Here is a 15,838-nt window from a genome sequence, read left to right on the forward strand (position 1 = left end):
GGCGCAGTACGTCTGGCGAAGACGCTGGTCGCGGCGGGTCGCCTCCTTGTACAAACGACGCACGGGCCCGAACGGACGCCGGGCCGCATCAACGGGCAGCAGAAGAAACAGGGAAGTGTGGGTCGTGGACACCGACGAACGCCGACGGGCCATCCTGGAGGTTGCCAGACGCGACGGATCGGTCGGCGTGACCGCGCTGGCCGTGGAGCTGATGGTGGCCAGGGAGACCGTCCGCCGCGACCTTCGCGCACTGGAGGAACACGGCCTGGTGCGGCGCACGCACGGCGGCGCCTATCCGGTGGAGAGCGCCGGGTTCGAGACCACCCTCGCCACCCGCATCACCCGCCTGGTGCCGCAGAAGTCACGGATCGGGGCGGCCGCGGCCGAACTGCTCGGTGACGCGGAGACCGTGTTCATCGACGAGGGCTTCACCCCGCAGCTCGTGGCCAAGGCACTGCCGCGCGACCGGCCGTTGACGGTGGTGACCGCCTCGCTCGCCGTGGCGACGGTGCTGGCGGACGCGGAGAAGACCAGCGTGCTGCTGCTCGGTGGCCGGGTCCGCGGCTCCACCATGGCCACCGTCGACCACTGGGCGACCAGGATGCTCGCCGACTTCGTCATCGACCTGGCGTACGTCGGCGCGAACGGGATCTCGCGCGAATACGGTCTGACAACCCCCGACCCGGCCGTCGGCGAAGTCAAGGCGCAGGCCATGCGCAGCGCGCGCAGGCGGGTGTTCGTCGGCGTCCACACGAAATTCGGCGCGGTGAGCTTCTGCCGGTACGCCGAGGTCGGCGACTTCGAGGCGATCGTCACCGACGCGGGGCTGCCCTCGGCGGAGGCGCAGCGCTACTCGCTCCTGGGCCCGCAGGTCATCCGCGTCTGACCCCGCAGCCCCTCACGTCCCCCCACCGGACTGTGCCCCCGACCGCCGGGGGCCGGTCCGCCATGCTCAACCACCGGGAGAACCCATGCACCTCAAGCAACGACCACGCGGCCCAGGCGCGCGTGTCGGCCCGGGCACAGCCGTCGTGGCGGTGATGACGCTCGTCGCCGGGTGCGCCGGAGCCGGCGGCACCTCCTTCGGCGGCGGTGACGCCCTGAACGTACTCATGGTGAACAACCCGCAGATGGTCGAGTTGCAGAAGCTCACCGCCGAGCACTTCACCAAGGAGACCGGTATCAAGATCAACTTCACGGTGCTGCCGGAGAACGACGTACGCGACAAGATCAGCCAGGACTTCTCCAACCAGGCGGGCCAGTACGACGTGGCCACCATCAGCAACTTCGAAGTGCCGTTCTTCGCGAAGAACGGCTGGCTGCGCCAACTCGACGACTACGCCGCCCAGGACACCGCCTTCGACCAGGACGACATCCTCAAGCCCCTGCGCGACTCGCTCACCGCCGAGGACGGCAAGCTCTACGCCGAGCCCTTCTACGGCGAGTCCTCCTTCCTGATGTACCGCAAGGACGTCTTCGCCGAGAAGGGACTGAAAATGCCGCCGAAACCCACCTGGCAGCAGGTCGCCGACCTCGCGGCCGAGGCGGACGGCGCGCAGGGCGGGATGAAGGGCATCTGCCTGCGCGGCCTGCCCGGCTGGGGCGAGGTCATCGCACCGCTCACCACGGTCGTCAACACCATGGGCGGCACCTGGTTCACCGAGGACTGGGAACCGCGCCTGACCGCACCGGAGTTCAAGAAGGCCACCAAGTTCTACGTCGACCTCGTGCGGGAACACGGCGAGGCCGGGGCGGCGCAGGCCGGCTACGCCGAGTGCCTCAACAACATGACGCAGGGCAATTCGGCGATGTGGTACGACGCCACCGCGGGCGCCGGGTCGCTGGAGGCCGAGGGCTCACCGGTCAAGGGGAAGATCGGCTACGTACCGGCACCCGTGGACAGGACCGAGAGCTCCGGCTGGCTCTACACCTGGGCGTGGGGCATGCAGGAGGCGTCCAAGAAGCACGACAAGGCATGGGAGTTCATCTCCTGGGCGTCCGGCAAGGAGTACGAGACGCTGGCGGGTCAGCAGGCGGGCTGGGCCAATGTGCCGGCCGGCAAACGGGCCTCGACCTACGCCCACCCCGAGTACCGCAAGGCCGCTTCGGCCTTCGCCGAGGTCACCCACCAGGCGATAGCGAGCGCCCAGCCGCGCAATCCCGGCGTCCAGCCCCGCCCCACGGCCGGCATCCAGTTCGTCGGCGTGCCCGAGTTCACCGACCTCGGCACCAAGGTCGCCCAGGAGATCAGCGAGGCCATCGCGGGACACCAATCGGTGGACCAGGCCCTGCGCGCCTCGCAGAAACTGGCCGAGAAGGTCGCCGAGGAGTACCGATGAGCGCCCCCGTCGGCACGCCGCCGCAAGCACCCGCGCGCCCCGCGCGCTCCACCGAACCGGCCGCGCCCGTCCGTGTCCGGTCCGGGCGGGCTCGCGCCTGGGCCACCCGCGCCCCCCTCATGCCCGCCCTGATCTTCCTGATCGTCGTCACCCAACTGCCCTTCGTGGCGACGCTGGTGATCTCGCTCTTCGACTGGAACTCGCTCGACCCCGACGATCGGGCCTTCACCGGACTGTCCAATTACCAGTCGGTGGCAACCGACGCGGCGCTGCGCGAATCGGTGCTCACCACCGTGCTGCTCACCGTCACGGTGGTGATCGTCAGCGTGGTGGCGGGACTGCTCCTGGCCCTGCTGCTCGACCGGACCTTCTTCGGCCGGGGTTTCGTGCGCACCCTGCTCATCACGCCCTTCCTGATCGTGCCCGTCTCCGCCGCACTGCTGTGGAAGCACGCCCTGTACAACCCGGAGTACGGTCTCCTCAACGGGGCCTGGGCGTGGATCGCCGGGCTCTTCGGCGACTCCTCACCGGCCCAGCCGGAGTGGACGTCGCAGATGCCGCTGGCCGCGGTGGAGATCGCCCTCATCTGGCAGTGGACGCCGTTCATGATGCTGATCCTGCTCGCCGGGCTGCAGAGCAGGCCCGTCGACATGATGGAGGCGGCCCGGCTGGACGGCGCGAGCCCCTGGCAGATCTTCCGCTATCTGACACTGCCCCACCTGCGCCGCTACCTCGAACTGGGCATCCTGCTGGGCTCCGTCTACATCGTCCAGAACTTCGACGCCGTGTTCACCATCACCTCGGGCGGACTCGGCACCGCCAACCTTCCGTACACCATCTACCAGACCTTCTACCAGGCCCACGAGTACGGGCTGGCGTCAGCCGCGGGAGTCGTCGTCGTGCTCGGCACGATCGTGATCGCCACCTTCGCGCTGCGCGTCGTCTCGTCTCTCTTTAACGAGGAGGCGAACCGCGCATGACCGCCCCGGCCGCCCCACCCGCCCCCACCGTGACCCCACGCGTCCTCGCGCCCACCGCGCGCCGCGGCAACCGGCGTTCCGGCGCGCTCGGCCTGCTGGCCTGGGTGGCGGGCATCGCCTTCTGCCTGCCCGCACTGTGGATGCTGCTCACCTCGCTGCACTCGGAGCCGGACGCGGCGACCAACCCGCCGTCGATCCTGGCGCCGCTGACGCTCGACGGCTACCGGGAGTTCTTCAGCGCCGGCGCCAGCCCCTGGCCGCCGCTGATCAACTCCGTCACCGCCAGCCTCTTCTCCACGCTCTTCGTCCTGGTCCTGGCGCTGCCCGCGGCGTATGCGCTGTCCATCAGGCGGGTCCGCAAGTGGACCGACGTGATGTTCTTCTTCCTGTCCACCAAGATGCTGCCGGTCGTCGCCGGGCTGCTGCCGGTCTATCTGTTCGCCAAGAACGTCGGGATGCTGGACAACGTCTGGCTGCTCGTCATCCTCTACACCTCGATGAACCTTCCGATCGCGGTGTGGATGATGCAGTCCTTCCTCGCCGACGTGCCGGTGTCCATCATCGAGGCCGCGCAGATGGACGGCGCCCGGCTGCCGGCGATCCTCTTCCGGGTGGTGGCACCGATCGCGGCCCCCGGGATCGCCGCCACCGCGCTGATCTGCTTCATCTTCAGCTGGAACGAACTGCTCTTCGCCCGGGTCCTCACCGGGGTGGTCGCCCAGACCGCCCCCGTCTATCTGACGGGCTTCGTCACCAGCCAGGGCCTGTTCCTCGCCCAGCTGTGCGCCGCCTCCGTCGTCGTTTCCCTGCCGGTGCTCGCCGCCGGTTTCGCCGCCCAGGACAAACTCGTCCAGGGCCTGTCGCTTGGAGCTGTGAAATGAGAGCAGCGATCGTCGAAGCCCCCGGCAAGGTGTCCGTCACGACCGTCCCGGACCCGACGCCCGGCCGCCGTGAGGTCGTCGTGAAGGTCGCCTCCTGCGGGCTGTGCGGTACCGATCTGCACATCCTGCAGGGCGAGTTCGCGCCCACCCTGCCGATCGTCCCCGGGCACGAGTTCGCCGGTGAGATCGTCGGCGTCGGCGCGGACGTGACCGAACTGGCCGTCGGTGACCGGGTCGCGGTCGACCCCTCCCTGCACTGCCACGAATGCCGCTACTGCCGCTCCGGCCGAGGCAACCTCTGCGACCGGTGGGCGGCCATCGGCGTGACCGTGGCCGGCGGCGCGGCCGAGTTCGCGGTGGCGCCCGTCGCCAACTGCGTACGGCTGCCCGAGCACATCGACGTCAGGGACGCGGCGCTGATCGAGCCGCTGTCGTGCGCCGTACGCGGCTACGACGTCCTGCGCGGCAACCTCGGCGTCGAGGTGCTGATCTACGGCTCGGGAACGATGGGCCTCATGATGCTGGAGCTCGCCAAACGCACCGGAGCGGCGGCCGTCGATGTTCTCGATGTCAACCCGGACCGGCTCGCCACCGCGGACCTGCTCGGCTGCTCCCGGTCGGGCGCCGCCGCGGACGAACTGGACCAGCCGCGCGGCTGGGACGTCGTCATCGACGCGACCGGCAACGCGCGGGCCATCCAGGACGGCATCGGCCGCGTTGCCAAGGGCGGCACGTTCCTGCAGTTCGGTGTCGCGGACTACGCCACGACGGCGGTCATCGAGCCGTACCGGATCTACAACCAGGAGATCACCATCGCCGGTTCCATGGCGGTCCTGCACAGCTTCGAGCGGGCCGCCGCGCTGTTCGCCGCCGGAGTCCTCGACCCGGCGGTGTTCATCAGCGACCGGCTGCCGCTGGAGCAGTACCCGCAGGCCATCGACCAGTTCAAGGCGGGCCAGGGCCGCAAGATCGTGGTCCAGCCGTGACCGGCGGCCCCGACGCCGTCCTGGTGATGGGCGAGGCCCTCATCGACCTGGTCCCCGCGCCGCCGGGGCCGGACGCCGAGGACGCGGCCGACCTGCTGCGCGCCCAGCCCGGCGGGGCGCCGGCCAACGTCGCCGTCGCGCTGGCCCGGCTGGGGACCCCGGTCTCCTTCGCCGGGGGGCTCGGCGCCGACGGGTTCGCGCGCACCATCGAGGCGCGGCTGGAGGCGGCGGGCGTCGGCCTGACGCTCACCGCGCGCTCCACGCACCCCACCGCCCTGGCGGTCGCCGACCCGGGCGCGCACGGCACCGGCTACCACTTCCACCTCCAGGACACCGCCACGTTCGAGCTGCCCGAACGGACCGCCGAGGTCTCCCGTTTCGCGGCGGTGTACGTCGGCGGGCTCGCCGCCGTCGTCGCACCGGCGGCCGAGGCGGTGGCGGCGACCGCCCGCGCGGCGGCCGAGAGCTCGCTGCTCGTCGTCGACCCCAATGTCCGCCAGGACCGCACGCTGGGCCCGGACCACGGCCACGCCCGGCTGCGTGAACTGTGCGACCTGGCGCATGTCGTCAAGGCCAGCGACGAGGACCTGGCCCGGCTGTGGCCGGACGCCGAACCGGAGGCCACCTGCCGGTCACTGGCCGCGGGCGGCCGTCTGGTGGTGCTGACCCGCGGCGCCGGCGGCAGCACGGCGTACCCGCCGACCGGGCCCCCGGTCTCGGTGCCGGCGGTCCCGGTGGACGTGGTGAACACCATCGGCGCCGGGGACGCTTTCACGGCAGCCGTGCTCAGCGCCCTCATCACCTCGGGCGCGCACCGGGTGGGCGCCGCCCCGGCGCTCAGCCAGGAGCAGGTGCGGGAGACGCTCGCCTTCGCTGCCGGGGTCGCGGCCTCGGTGTGCGGGCGCGCCGGTACCGAGCCTTCGGTGTCGCAGCCGGCCCGTAGCTGAGCCGCAGCTCAACAGAACACCGGCCCGGCGGCCGGGCGGACCTGGGGATCAGGCTCGCCCGGCCGCCATAGCCGTGCGGCTCAAGCCGCCTTCGCACGCCCCGCCCGCGAAGGAGCGCACGAGGTCCGCGGCGGCGCGCGACCGGGTTTCGCCAGCGACGTCGCCCAGCAGATCCGTCGTAGGCGCCAAGCCCAACTCCCGCCCGCAGGCGCGCCGTTGTGCGGCCACCATCGACCGCACCGATCACATCGGCCACGAAGAGCAGGCAGCGTGATCCGCCGCTGGATCATCTGGCGAAACCGGACTCACCGGGCGCGACTTGAACCGGGTTCCAGGCTGGTCGGATCATCCCAATCCCCGGGTCGGGTCGACTCTCGCGTTTATGCAGGTCAGAACCTCGCGGGGCTGACGCTCTCTTACTGCATCGGGCGACGCAAGCACAGCCCGGCCCTGCTTTCACCCTCATTCGCGAGGCATCGCGCCGCCCCGTGCTACTTGGCGGAGCTGGGAGGGATCGACACCGCTCAGATCGTCAAGGTCGACACCACTGGCCTTCTGTCGCTCTCCTAGAGGTTGTCCCGTAACTGCTGGTCAGAGGTGAGATGATCTTGCCGTGGCTGGTGTGATCATGGCGTCGGAGCCCTCGTGGACAGGTCCGTTCACCGGGCTGAGTCCGCGGCAGTTCAGCAAGTTGATCACCGCGTTGCGGCGCGAGGGAGCCGATCCGGTCCGCAAGGGCCGGCCGTGGTCGCTGCCGCTCGAGGACCGGGTGCTGCTGGTGGCCGCGTACTGGCGCACCAACCTCACCCTGCGCCAGCTCGCCCTGCTGTTCGGCGTCTCCAAGTCGGCGGCCGACCGGATCGTGGACCACCTCGGACCGGCTCTCGCGCTCCAGCCCCGACGGCGGTTCCGCAAGAACACCGTGCTCATCGTGGACGGCACGCTGGTCCCCACCCGCGACCGGACCGTGGCCGCCTCCAGCAAGAACTACCGCTACTCCACCAACCATCAGGTCGTCATCGACGCCGACACCCGTCTGGTCGTCGCCGTCGGCAAGCCGCTGCCCGGCAACCGCAACGACTGCCGGGCCTGGGAAGACTCCGGCACGAAGACCGCCGTCGGAACCACCCCCACCGTGATCGCCGACGGCGGCTACCGGGGCACCGGTCTGACAATCCCGCACTACCGTCGACACAACAATGAAGAACTGCCGGCCTGGAAGGAGGAACACAACGCCTCCCACCGCAAGGCCCGCGCCCGCGTCGAGCACACCTTCGCCCGCATGAAGAGCCGGAAGATCCTGCGCGACTGCCGACTCAAAGGCGAAGGCGTCCACCACGCCATGCTCGGCATCGCACGCCTGTACAACCTCACCCTCACCAGATGACAGGCAAACGAGCAGGTCATCCTGCACACCTCAGATCATTTACGGGACAACCTCTAGAACGTGCGCAAGAGGGAGGGGGTGCAGACGCCTTTCACTCCGTGTCGCAGGGGCGCGCCCGCGTTCGGCCGACGACGGGCCTGACCGAGAGGCCCGGGGCACGGTCGGTGCGGGAGCGGTCAGTAGTAGTCGCGTCCGGAGGGTGGCCCCCTCGATGAGGTCGCAGATGCACGTGCCGCCCTGGTGGAAGGCATTGCCGTACTCATCGTGCTGGTCACGCTGCGCCGGGTGCGGGGAGTGGCCCGCCGGGAGGTCGCTTCCTTGTTCGGGGACTTCCGGAGGTGTGGAGTCGAGGACTTGCCGATTGGTATCCAATAGGTTACCAATAAGGGGTGGACCCGTTCATCGCCCTGGCCGACCCCGTACGCCGTGACCTGCTGCGCGCACTCGCCTCCGGCTCGGCCCGAGTGGTCGACCTTGCCGCACAGCACCCGATCAGCCGGCCCGCGGTGAGCAAACATCTGCGACTCCTCACCGAGGCAGGGTTGGTCACCGTCGAGGACCACGGGCGCGAGCGCCACTACGCGCTCGCCCGCGCGGGCCTCGCCCCGGTCCGCGTCCTGCTCGACGAGCTCGCCGGGCGCCGCCCTCCGATCCCCGCGAGCGCCTTCGACGCCCTCGACCTGGAGGTCCGCAGAACCGTCCACGACCGCCGGGCCGGCACCGACGCAGATCCCGGCACCGGAAGACCTCAGGAGGAATCCGCATGACCAGTACCCCCACCGGGCGTCGCGTGACCGTCGACGGCCTGGACAGCATCGCCTTCGACCGCACCTTCCGGGCCGGCATCAAGGACGTCTGGGCGGCGGTTACCGAGCCGGACCGTCTGGCCCGATGGATCGGCGAATGGATTGGCGACCCGTCGACCGGCTCGGTCGACTTCCGGATGCTCTACGAAGGCGACGAGCACCAGGCCGAGCTCCTCACCATCCAGGAGTGCCAGGCCCCCACCGTCTGGTCCTCAAGTCGCAGGTGCCCGGCCAGGAACTCATCTGGCACATGACTCTCACGCTCGTTGAGCACGAGGGCACCACCACACTCACCTTCACCCAGACCGTCGGCGACGACCCAGCGATGGCGGGCGGAGTCGGCCCCGGCTGGGACTACTACCTTGACCGGCTCGTCGTCGCCGAGACCGGCGGTGACCCGGCATCCGTCGACTTCGGCGACTACCACCCGGTCCACGCACAGCACTACCTCGACATGTTCAGCTGAGCCCGACGAGGACGCCAAGTACGAGGGCTGCATTTCTGTCGGACGCCGGCGGGCTGCTGCCCCGGCGCACAACCTGCAGCAGCCTCTGCCTTTCCTGGTCGGTCAGTCTGCGCACACGGACAGGGCTCGGCCACCGCACCTCCACCAGACGGCATCGGGCATCACCGCACATCCAACCGCCCCAACCACCAACCCGGCGAACCTATGAGGTCACAGCACTAGTGTGATGCGCCAGAAATCTTGAGGGTTAGTTCTGCTCTGTTTTCTGGCCGGTGGTTCCGACCTTGGTGAGGTAGTCGGCGAGAGAGTTGAGAATCTCGTCGGCTGTCTTGGTCCAGGTGAAGGGCCGCGGATCCTCGTTCCAGGTGTCGATCCACGCAGTGATGTCGTCCTCCAGGGCTTTCACGGACCTGTGGACGCCGCGGCGGATGAGCTTGTCGGTCAGCAGGCCGAACCACCGCTCCACCTGGTTCATCCAAGAGGAGCCGGTGGGGGTGAAATGGACGTGGAAGCGGGGGTGTTTGCCGAGCCATGTCCGGACCTCGGCGGTGTTGTGGGTGGCGTAGTTGTCACAGACCAAATGCACGTCGAGTCCGGCGGGCACCGCCTTGTCGATCCGTATCAGGAACTTCTTGAACTCGATCGCTCGGTGGCGGCGGTGCAGTGCCGATATGACGGTACCGTCGGCGATGTTGAAGGCGGCGAACAGGCTGGTGATGCCGTGCCTCAGATAGTCGTGGGTGCGGCGTTCGGGCATGCCCGGCATCATTGGCAGCACCGGCTGGGACCGGTCCAGCGCCTGGATCTGGCTCTTCTCGTCCACGCAGAGCACGACCGCCTTTTCGGGCGGGTGGTGGTACAGGCCGACAACGTCGACGACCTTGGCGACGAACTGCGGATCGGTGGACAGCTTGAAGGAGTCCTGCAGGTGGGGCTTGAGGTCGAACCGTTTCCAGATTCGCCCGATCGTCGACTTCGACAGGCCGGTGCGCTGGGCCATCGAGGCCCGCGACCAGTGCGTGTCCTGGCCCGGGACCGACTCCAGGGTGGCCACGACGACCTCCTCGACCTGGTCGAGGAGGATCGAAGGCGGCCGGCCCGAGCGTGGCTCGTCATGCAGACCATCGAGGCGCTTCGCGGTGAACCGGGCCCGCCAGCGGTCCACGGTCGACCTGTCGATGCCGAGGTCGGCCGCGGCCTGCTGGTTCGTCCCGCCCTCCGCACAGCGCAGCACGATCTTGGCTCGCAACGCGAGGAACTGGGCGGTCCTGGCCCGCCGCGCCCACTGCTGCAGCTGCCCGCGCTCAGCATCGTCGAGAATCAAGTCGGCCTTCGGCCGGCCAATCCAGCCGGCGTCCTCAAGCCCGGCAATCTGCTCCGCCGCGAAAGCCCGACGCCACTTGCCGACCGTCTTGGCCTGGACACCCACGAGCCGCGCGACACCCGCGCCTGACAGGCCGTCAGCACACGCCAAGATGATGTGGGCCTTCTCAGCCGAGCGCCCGTGCGGCACCTCTGTCCGGCGCAACAACTCGGCACGCTCGGCCTCGGACAACGCGATCGCCACAGCAGAAGGCCCCGAATGCGACATGGCAACAGGGTACTTACTAACCCTCAGAACTTCTGGCGCATCACACTAGATGATCCAGGATGAACCAGTGTCATACCCGCAACCGTCCACCCCGGAGGAGAAACTCGCCGACGCGAAGAAGCAGCTGAGTCTCCCCCGTACCGTCGTGATCTGCGGCTCCACCCGTGCATGACCGAGATGACCGAGGCCGATCTGCGGGAGACCGAAGCCGGAAAGAATGTCGTCAAGCCGGGTTGTGACATGAAGTCGCAGCACGGACTTCGGTCCGATCTTGTCGAGGTCGAGGTCGAGGTCGAGGCGCTGAAGGTGCGACTCGACGATCCGCACCGGGCGAAGATCCGGCTCGCTGATGAGGTGCTCGTAGTCGGCGACTACATCGGAGACAGCACCCGAGCCGAAATCACCTACGCTCGGTCGTTGGACGAGCCCGTGCGGTTCACACACCCCGAAATCCCCCCCGACGCCTGACCGCCCACCCCCACCCCCTCCGCAGGCACCCCTTGGAATTGATCATCTAGACCTCATTGGGACCGTCGTAGTAGCCGGGCCGGGCCAACAACACGGAGTTGAAGTAGTAGCCCTGTTCGTCGTCCGGCTGATCGTCGCCGTCAAAGGGGCGCCAAAAGCTGAGCAGCAGGTCTGGCGCGACGAATGACGCGGGGTTCTCGTCGTCGGCGACGATGGCCGTGAGGTCCGACATTCGGGTCACGACCTCACGGGCCCGCACACCGAAGACGTCGATTCCACGGAAGAACACGACGTCGGACGGCCCAGAGGGGCGTCCCAGCTCCACGGCCTCCAGCTGGTCACGCACGCACCCGATACTGATCATCAGGCCGCTTGGCCTGAAGATGTGCTGACCCGCTTGATCGGACGGGACAGGGCCGCTGGTTCCCGCAGCGAGTCCAGTGCGCTGTTCGCAGCCTGGCGCGACATGCCAATCTGCAGGGGTCCGACGCCGATGGGTGGGGCGAGCTCGAAATGCATGCGCGCATGGTGTCACGGGCCGCGCTTCTCACCCGGGGCGGCTGATCCAGGGGCTGCCGCGGAGTGCCATGGCCCCAGGTTGGCGATCTGTGCTTCGAGGTCGGCGAGGCGCCGGTCCTGGACGTGGGGGTTGGAGCGGGCAGCCTTGAGCCGCTCGTCGGGGGTGCGGTTGTCGGCAGTGTGCTGGCGGACTTGCTGCTTGAGGGTGGTGATCCGCTGGATAGCTTCCTCGGTCCATTCGGACTGCGTGTCGTCCCTCACTTCGCCGAGAAGTTCACCGATGCGGGTCCGCTGGGTGAGGATCTCGGCCTGAGCGGCCTTGAGGGCGTCCTCCGCGTTGAGTGCGCCGTCGCGCCAGGTCACCGCACGTTCGTCGTCCTGCTCGGTGAGCGTTCGGGACAGGCGTTCGCCGGCCTCGGCGATGGCCGAGGCGATGGCGGTCCTGGCCTCGGGATTGTCGTGGAGGAAACGTACGCGAGAACAGCCTCCGGCCGTCTGCTCCAGGGTGCGACACTGGGGGAGTGGAGGACGACGAGCGGCAGATGGACCGACGCTTGGAACGGACCATTCTGGAGCTGTTGGAGCGGCGTGACCCGAAAGCCACGATCTGCCCCTCCGACGCCGCACGGGCGGTGTACGAAGGGGAGGGCGACGGCTGGCGCGCGCTGATGGAGCCGGCACGTCGCGCGGCCCACCGGCTGGTCGATGCCGGTGCGGTGGAGATCACCCAGGGTGGTAGCCCCGTCGAGCCCTCGAAGGTCCGCGGCCCGATCCGCATCCGCCGCGCCCTCTGAGGTCCGTCCCGCTCGTGTGGCCTCGGCCGGTCGGGTGCCATGAGGTGCCCCTTACCTTCAGTTCATGGAAGCGGACGGATCGCGTACGCGCCGGAACTTACGGATACGCGATCAGGAACGAGGCGCCCTGGACCAGGAGGAAGGTCACGGTTGACCGCGTGTCCTGCTGTCATCCGTCCGAGCCGCAGGACAGCATCGACCGGATGAACCCTCCTGCGGACCCGGAGCGGACTCCGGACGGCAGATACGTGGTCGTCGACCACCGCCGATGGCGTGCGACGGATCCGGAGATCCCCGAGGACGTCGCCTCCCGCCTACGACATCATTTGATGGCGGCGCGCCGCGGGGTGGCTGCCGCTCGCCGCGCCGCTGACGCGAAGGCTGAGGGCCGGGCACGGAAACGCGTGAACACCGCGAAGGTGGCGCTCGGTGAGCGGGGTGATCCCTGGTGGGAGCAGTCTGCCGAGGTTCGCCGTCTGCGCTGGGAGAGGGGGCTCCACGAGCTCGACCAGGCTGAGAGGCAGGAGGGCGGACGCGCACCGTGAGGCGCGTTGTCTCCTTGAGCGTGGTACGAGGCTCCGGCTCGTGGTGCGCGGAGCGATCAGGTCCCTGACCCCTGCCAATTCGAAGCGGACCGCTGTGCCCTCCGGTACGGGACCGATGAGGGGCGAGGTCCGACATACCTCGCGCGGGAGATCGCCGAGAAGGCGCCGACCGGTGCACCCAGGGATGGGCCCCAGCGGGTCGGTTCGTCCCGGAGGAGCCGGGGTCAGGTTTGCGAGGTGGTCGAACGGCTCGTCGCCGCAGGCCAGTGGACCGGGAGGACCCGGAGATCTTGGTCGTGCTGCACGCCGGCTACGACGCCCCGCGCATCACCCATTTTGCTGTCCGGCCTGCCCGTCGAGATCCTCGGCCGGACCCGGTCGGACCGGGTGATGCGCCGCCCGGCGCCCTCCCGGGAGGAGCTCCTCCTGGCCCACCCGAAGGGCGGACGGCCGCCCAAGCATGGCGGAGAGTTCTGCTTCGGCGCCCCGTCCACCTGGGGTGCTGAGCAGGCCGTTACGGTCACCGGCACCCGCCTCTGCGGCAAGGCCACCGCTCAGGCATGGGACCGGCTGCGCCCCAGGCTGACCCAACGGGCCGCGTGGCTGGAGCACGACGGCCCGCTGCCGGTCATCGAGGGAACAGTCATCCGCCTGGCCGTTGAGCACCTGCCCTCCGGCGGGGTGAACAAGCCGGTCTGGCTGTGGTGGTCAAGGACCGGTGCCACCCCGGCCGACGTCGACCGGTGCTGGTCGGCGTTCCTGCGAAGGCTCGACATCGAGCACACCTTCCGCATGCTCAAGCAGACACTCGGCTGGACCCGACCCCGCCTGCGCGACTCGGCCGCCGCCGTGGCGAGGTCGCGGCCCACTGCGGCTGCGCTCCGACAGCCGTGCCGAGGACGTCTAGTGCGTCCGTGGTGCCGGCATCGGCGACCCGGGCCACCGGTTCGCCCGTCACGGGGTTCTCCACGGGGAACGTGGCGCCGCCGGTCGCGGGCAGCCACCTTCCGCCGATCAGCAGCCCCTGCGGCAGAGAATCAACGTCAAAGGGGCGTGGCGTGTGGTCCGTCATGGTGGTTTCTCACCCGTCGTCGAAGGAGGGAAAGCAACAGGTGCGGCCCGGGCCGCCGCTGCCTGGAGGGGTGTGCGGCGGCGGCCCGGGGCGAGGGGTCGGGTCAGCCCGCTGCCAGCGCGGCGTTGATCGCTTCGGCCATCGGGGCACTGGAAGCCGGGTTCTGGCCGGTGAAGAGGTTGGCGTCCTGGATGGTGAAGACCTGGTAGGGGTTGCCCTGCTCATGCCGGGCGCCCCTCTCGCGCAGACGGCTCGCCAGCAGCCACGGAGCGTTGTCGGCGGTGCCGAACAGGCGCTCCTCCTCGTCGGTGAACGCAGCCATCCGCCGGCCGGCGAAGATCCACTTGCCCTGCTCGTCGACCGCGGACAGCAATGCGGCCGGACCGTGGCAGACGGCGCCGACGATCTTGCCGGCGCGGTCGGTCTCGATCAGCAGTCGGCCCAGGTTCGCGTCCTGGAAGAGGTCGACCACGGGGCCGTGCCCGCCCGGCAGCACCACGGCGTCGTAGTCGGAGGCCGAGACCTCCTCCAGCTTCAGCAGCGGCCCGAAGTCGCGGAGCGCCTTCTGCGCGTGGGCCACATGCCGGGCACAGTCCTCACCGGCGATCGCCGGGTCGGCGCTGTGCTGGTCCAGAGGCTGCAGCACACCCCCGGGGGAGGCGAAGTCGACCGTGTGGCCGGCGCGGACGAATGCCTCGTGCGGCGCGGCGAGCTCCTCCGCCCAATAGCCCGTGGGGTACTGCGAGCCGTCGGTGCGCTCCCACACGTCGGCTGCGGACATGACGATCAGAATGCGACTCATGACTGTTTCCTCGGCTTCTCGGTGTCAGCCGGTCACCTGTGGGACCGGGCTGTCGGATCGGCTGATCCGTCGGCCCTTCCACTGTCGGCCGTCCCGGCCGCCCGAAGGCGGCCATCATCGGCCCTGGCCTTCCTGAGTCCGCTCTGCCTAGGACTGACAGTCCCTGTTGAGGCGCCCGTGGCCGCGGCGATTCGGCCACACTGAATCCATGGCCACCTCGAACCGCGAACTCGCCGATTTCCTGCGCCGGGCCCGTGCCCAGTGCGATCCAGCGCGCGCGGGACTGCCGCCGGACACCCGCGTACGTCGCGTACCCGGCCTGCGACGCGAAGAGGTGGCACGACTGGCCGGAGTCTCCGCCGACTACTACGCGCGCCTCGAACAGGGACGCCACATCACGCCCTCACCCGCAGTGGTCGAAGCACTGGCCCAGGCACTGGAACTCGACGCCGCTGGCCGTGCCCACCTCAACGACCTCATCGGCACCACCACTGCGGCTCCCCGACGCCGACGTCCGCCAACCGTCCAACGCCTGCGCTCCGGCCTCCATCAACTGCTGGACTCCATGGGGGCACCCCCGCCCTGGTCCTGGGACGCCGGGGAGACGTCCTGAGCATCAACCGGATGGCCAAGGCGCTGTTCACCGACTTCGACGCCCTGCCGCCAGCTCAACGCAACTACACACGGTGGCTCCTCCTCGACCTGGAAGCCCGCACCCTTTTTGTCGACTGGGACCTCCAGGCCCGCGCAGCCGTGGAAAACCTCCGCCTCGACGTCGGCCGTACCCCCGACGACCAGCCCATCCAGGACCTCGTCACCGAGCTGAGGGAGCACAGCAGGGAGTTCGACCGCTGGTGGCGGCAGCACCGCGTGCACCAGCGCACTCACGGGTCCAAGCGGCTGCTCCACCCGCTTGTCGGCGAGCTGACCGTGCAGTACGAGACGTTCGCCCTCCCCGGAGACACTGAGACAGCTGTCTTCCTCTACAGCACCGAAGCGGGCTCCCCATCCCGCCATGCACTCGACCTCCTCACCTCCTGGACGCTCACGTCCACCGTCCCTTACAGCGAGTCCTGAACCCGGCGAGCTTCGGTCACCCAGCGTTAAGTCACTGGTATCTGAACGAGTGCTGTGACCTGCGCTCGCGCGACGGCCGCGCGCCGGCTGACAAGGCGAGGACCCGCACGCTCACCACCGCCCTGGCCGGCTACTCCCAGTTTTGTCCGCCGTCGTCCACGTCCAGCGCCGGCGCGTC

At 69.3% G+C, this 15,838-nt stretch carries 15 protein-coding genes and 4 pseudogenes; 14 read left to right on the forward strand and 5 right to left on the reverse strand.

The features are described from left to right. The first annotated feature begins 124 nt into the window (after positions 1-124). The 9 genes and pseudogenes from Sfulv_RS28950 (at position 125) to Sfulv_RS31325 (ending at position 8,792) form a co-directional block, all read left to right on the forward strand. Positions 125-886: a DeoR/GlpR family DNA-binding transcription regulator gene (locus Sfulv_RS28950; protein WP_173317344.1), complete on the forward strand. Its 762-nt coding sequence runs from the start codon at positions 125-127 to the stop codon at positions 884-886. 85 nt (positions 887-971) lie between these two features. Next, positions 972-2,339: an ABC transporter substrate-binding protein gene (locus Sfulv_RS28955; RefSeq protein ID WP_173317346.1), complete on the forward strand. Its 1,368-nt coding sequence runs from the start codon at positions 972-974 to the stop codon at positions 2,337-2,339. Continuing rightward, a complete protein-coding gene (locus tag Sfulv_RS28960; RefSeq protein WP_173317348.1) occupies positions 2,336-3,319 on the forward strand; it encodes a carbohydrate ABC transporter permease in 984 nt (327 codons plus the stop codon). Before Sfulv_RS28955 ends, Sfulv_RS28960 begins: the two co-directional genes overlap by 4 nt. Beyond that, on the forward strand, positions 3,316-4,200 hold the full coding sequence (locus Sfulv_RS28965) for a carbohydrate ABC transporter permease (protein ID WP_173317350.1): 885 nt from the start codon (positions 3,316-3,318) through the stop codon (positions 4,198-4,200). Before Sfulv_RS28960 ends, Sfulv_RS28965 begins: the two co-directional genes overlap by 4 nt. Further along, positions 4,197-5,186, forward strand: a complete 990-nt coding sequence (locus Sfulv_RS28970) for a zinc-dependent alcohol dehydrogenase family protein (protein WP_173317352.1) — start codon at positions 4,197-4,199, stop codon at positions 5,184-5,186. Before Sfulv_RS28965 ends, Sfulv_RS28970 begins: the two co-directional genes overlap by 4 nt. After that, positions 5,183-6,133, forward strand: a complete 951-nt coding sequence (locus Sfulv_RS28975) for a PfkB family carbohydrate kinase (protein WP_256669190.1) — start codon at positions 5,183-5,185, stop codon at positions 6,131-6,133. The genes Sfulv_RS28970 and Sfulv_RS28975 overlap by 4 nt, the downstream gene beginning before the upstream one ends. Positions 6,134-6,746: 613 nt before the next feature. Beyond that, positions 6,747-7,520, forward strand: a complete 774-nt coding sequence (locus Sfulv_RS28980; protein ID WP_173317354.1) for a transposase — start codon at positions 6,747-6,749, stop codon at positions 7,518-7,520. A gap of 389 nt (positions 7,521-7,909) precedes the next feature. Next, positions 7,910-8,287: an ArsR/SmtB family transcription factor gene (locus tag Sfulv_RS28985; protein WP_173317357.1), complete on the forward strand. Its 378-nt coding sequence runs from the start codon at positions 7,910-7,912 to the stop codon at positions 8,285-8,287. Then, positions 8,284-8,792: pseudogene (locus Sfulv_RS31325) on the forward strand (SRPBCC domain-containing protein). The gene Sfulv_RS28985 and the pseudogene Sfulv_RS31325 overlap by 4 nt, the downstream one beginning before the upstream one ends. Before the next feature lie 247 nt (positions 8,793-9,039). On the opposite strand, the gene Sfulv_RS28995 reads toward Sfulv_RS31325, so the two are convergent. Continuing rightward, a complete protein-coding gene (locus tag Sfulv_RS28995; protein WP_218900487.1) occupies positions 9,040-10,383 on the reverse strand; it encodes an IS630 family transposase in 1,344 nt (447 codons plus the stop codon). Positions 10,384-10,450: 67 nt separating this feature from the next. On the opposite strand from Sfulv_RS28995, the pseudogene Sfulv_RS29000 reads away from it, so the two are divergent. Next, positions 10,451-10,851 (forward strand): annotated as a pseudogene (locus Sfulv_RS29000) (hypothetical protein). Positions 10,852-10,897: 46 nt separating this feature from the next. Here the strand turns inward: Sfulv_RS29000 and Sfulv_RS31030 are convergent. Next, positions 10,898-11,197: a hypothetical protein gene (locus tag Sfulv_RS31030; protein ID WP_246353284.1), complete on the reverse strand. Its 300-nt coding sequence runs from the start codon at positions 11,195-11,197 to the stop codon at positions 10,898-10,900. A 185-nt stretch (positions 11,198-11,382) separates the two neighbouring features. Next, positions 11,383-11,733: a hypothetical protein gene (locus tag Sfulv_RS29010; protein ID WP_246353286.1), complete on the reverse strand. Its 351-nt coding sequence runs from the start codon at positions 11,731-11,733 to the stop codon at positions 11,383-11,385. Between the two features lie 158 nt (positions 11,734-11,891). Between Sfulv_RS29010 and Sfulv_RS29015 the strand changes: the two genes are divergently transcribed. The 3 genes and pseudogenes from Sfulv_RS29015 to Sfulv_RS31660 all read left to right on the forward strand — a co-directional run. Beyond that, complete coding sequence (locus tag Sfulv_RS29015) at positions 11,892-12,164, forward strand: DUF3253 domain-containing protein (RefSeq protein ID WP_218578080.1); 273 nt, start codon at positions 11,892-11,894, stop codon at positions 12,162-12,164. Positions 12,165-12,367: 203 nt separating this feature from the next. Next, a complete protein-coding gene (locus tag Sfulv_RS29020) occupies positions 12,368-12,709 on the forward strand; it encodes a hypothetical protein (RefSeq protein ID WP_173317361.1) in 342 nt (113 codons plus the stop codon). Positions 12,710-12,946: 237 nt separating this feature from the next. Beyond that, positions 12,947-13,276: pseudogene (locus Sfulv_RS31660) on the forward strand (transposase); the annotation flags it as partial. A gap of 229 nt (positions 13,277-13,505) precedes the next feature. On the opposite strand, the gene Sfulv_RS29030 reads toward Sfulv_RS31660, so the two are convergent. Further along, positions 13,506-13,781 (reverse strand): aldehyde dehydrogenase family protein, encoded by a 276-nt coding sequence (locus Sfulv_RS29030; protein WP_246353288.1) that lies wholly within the window; start codon positions 13,779-13,781, stop codon positions 13,506-13,508. 103 nt (positions 13,782-13,884) lie between these two features. After that, positions 13,885-14,583 carry a type 1 glutamine amidotransferase domain-containing protein gene (locus tag Sfulv_RS29035; protein ID WP_173317363.1) on the reverse strand — a complete coding sequence of 233 codons (699 nt, stop codon included), beginning with the start codon at positions 14,581-14,583 and terminating at the stop codon, positions 13,885-13,887. Positions 14,584-14,791: 208 nt separating this feature from the next. Between Sfulv_RS29035 and Sfulv_RS29040 the strand changes: the two are divergent. Next, positions 14,792-15,660 (forward strand): annotated as a pseudogene (locus Sfulv_RS29040) (helix-turn-helix transcriptional regulator). Positions 15,661-15,838 lie beyond the last annotated feature (178 nt).

This window comes from Streptomyces fulvorobeus (genome assembly GCF_013167895.1).
In the GTDB taxonomy this organism is placed as follows: domain Bacteria; phylum Actinomycetota; class Actinomycetes; order Streptomycetales; family Streptomycetaceae; genus Streptomyces; species Streptomyces fulvorobeus.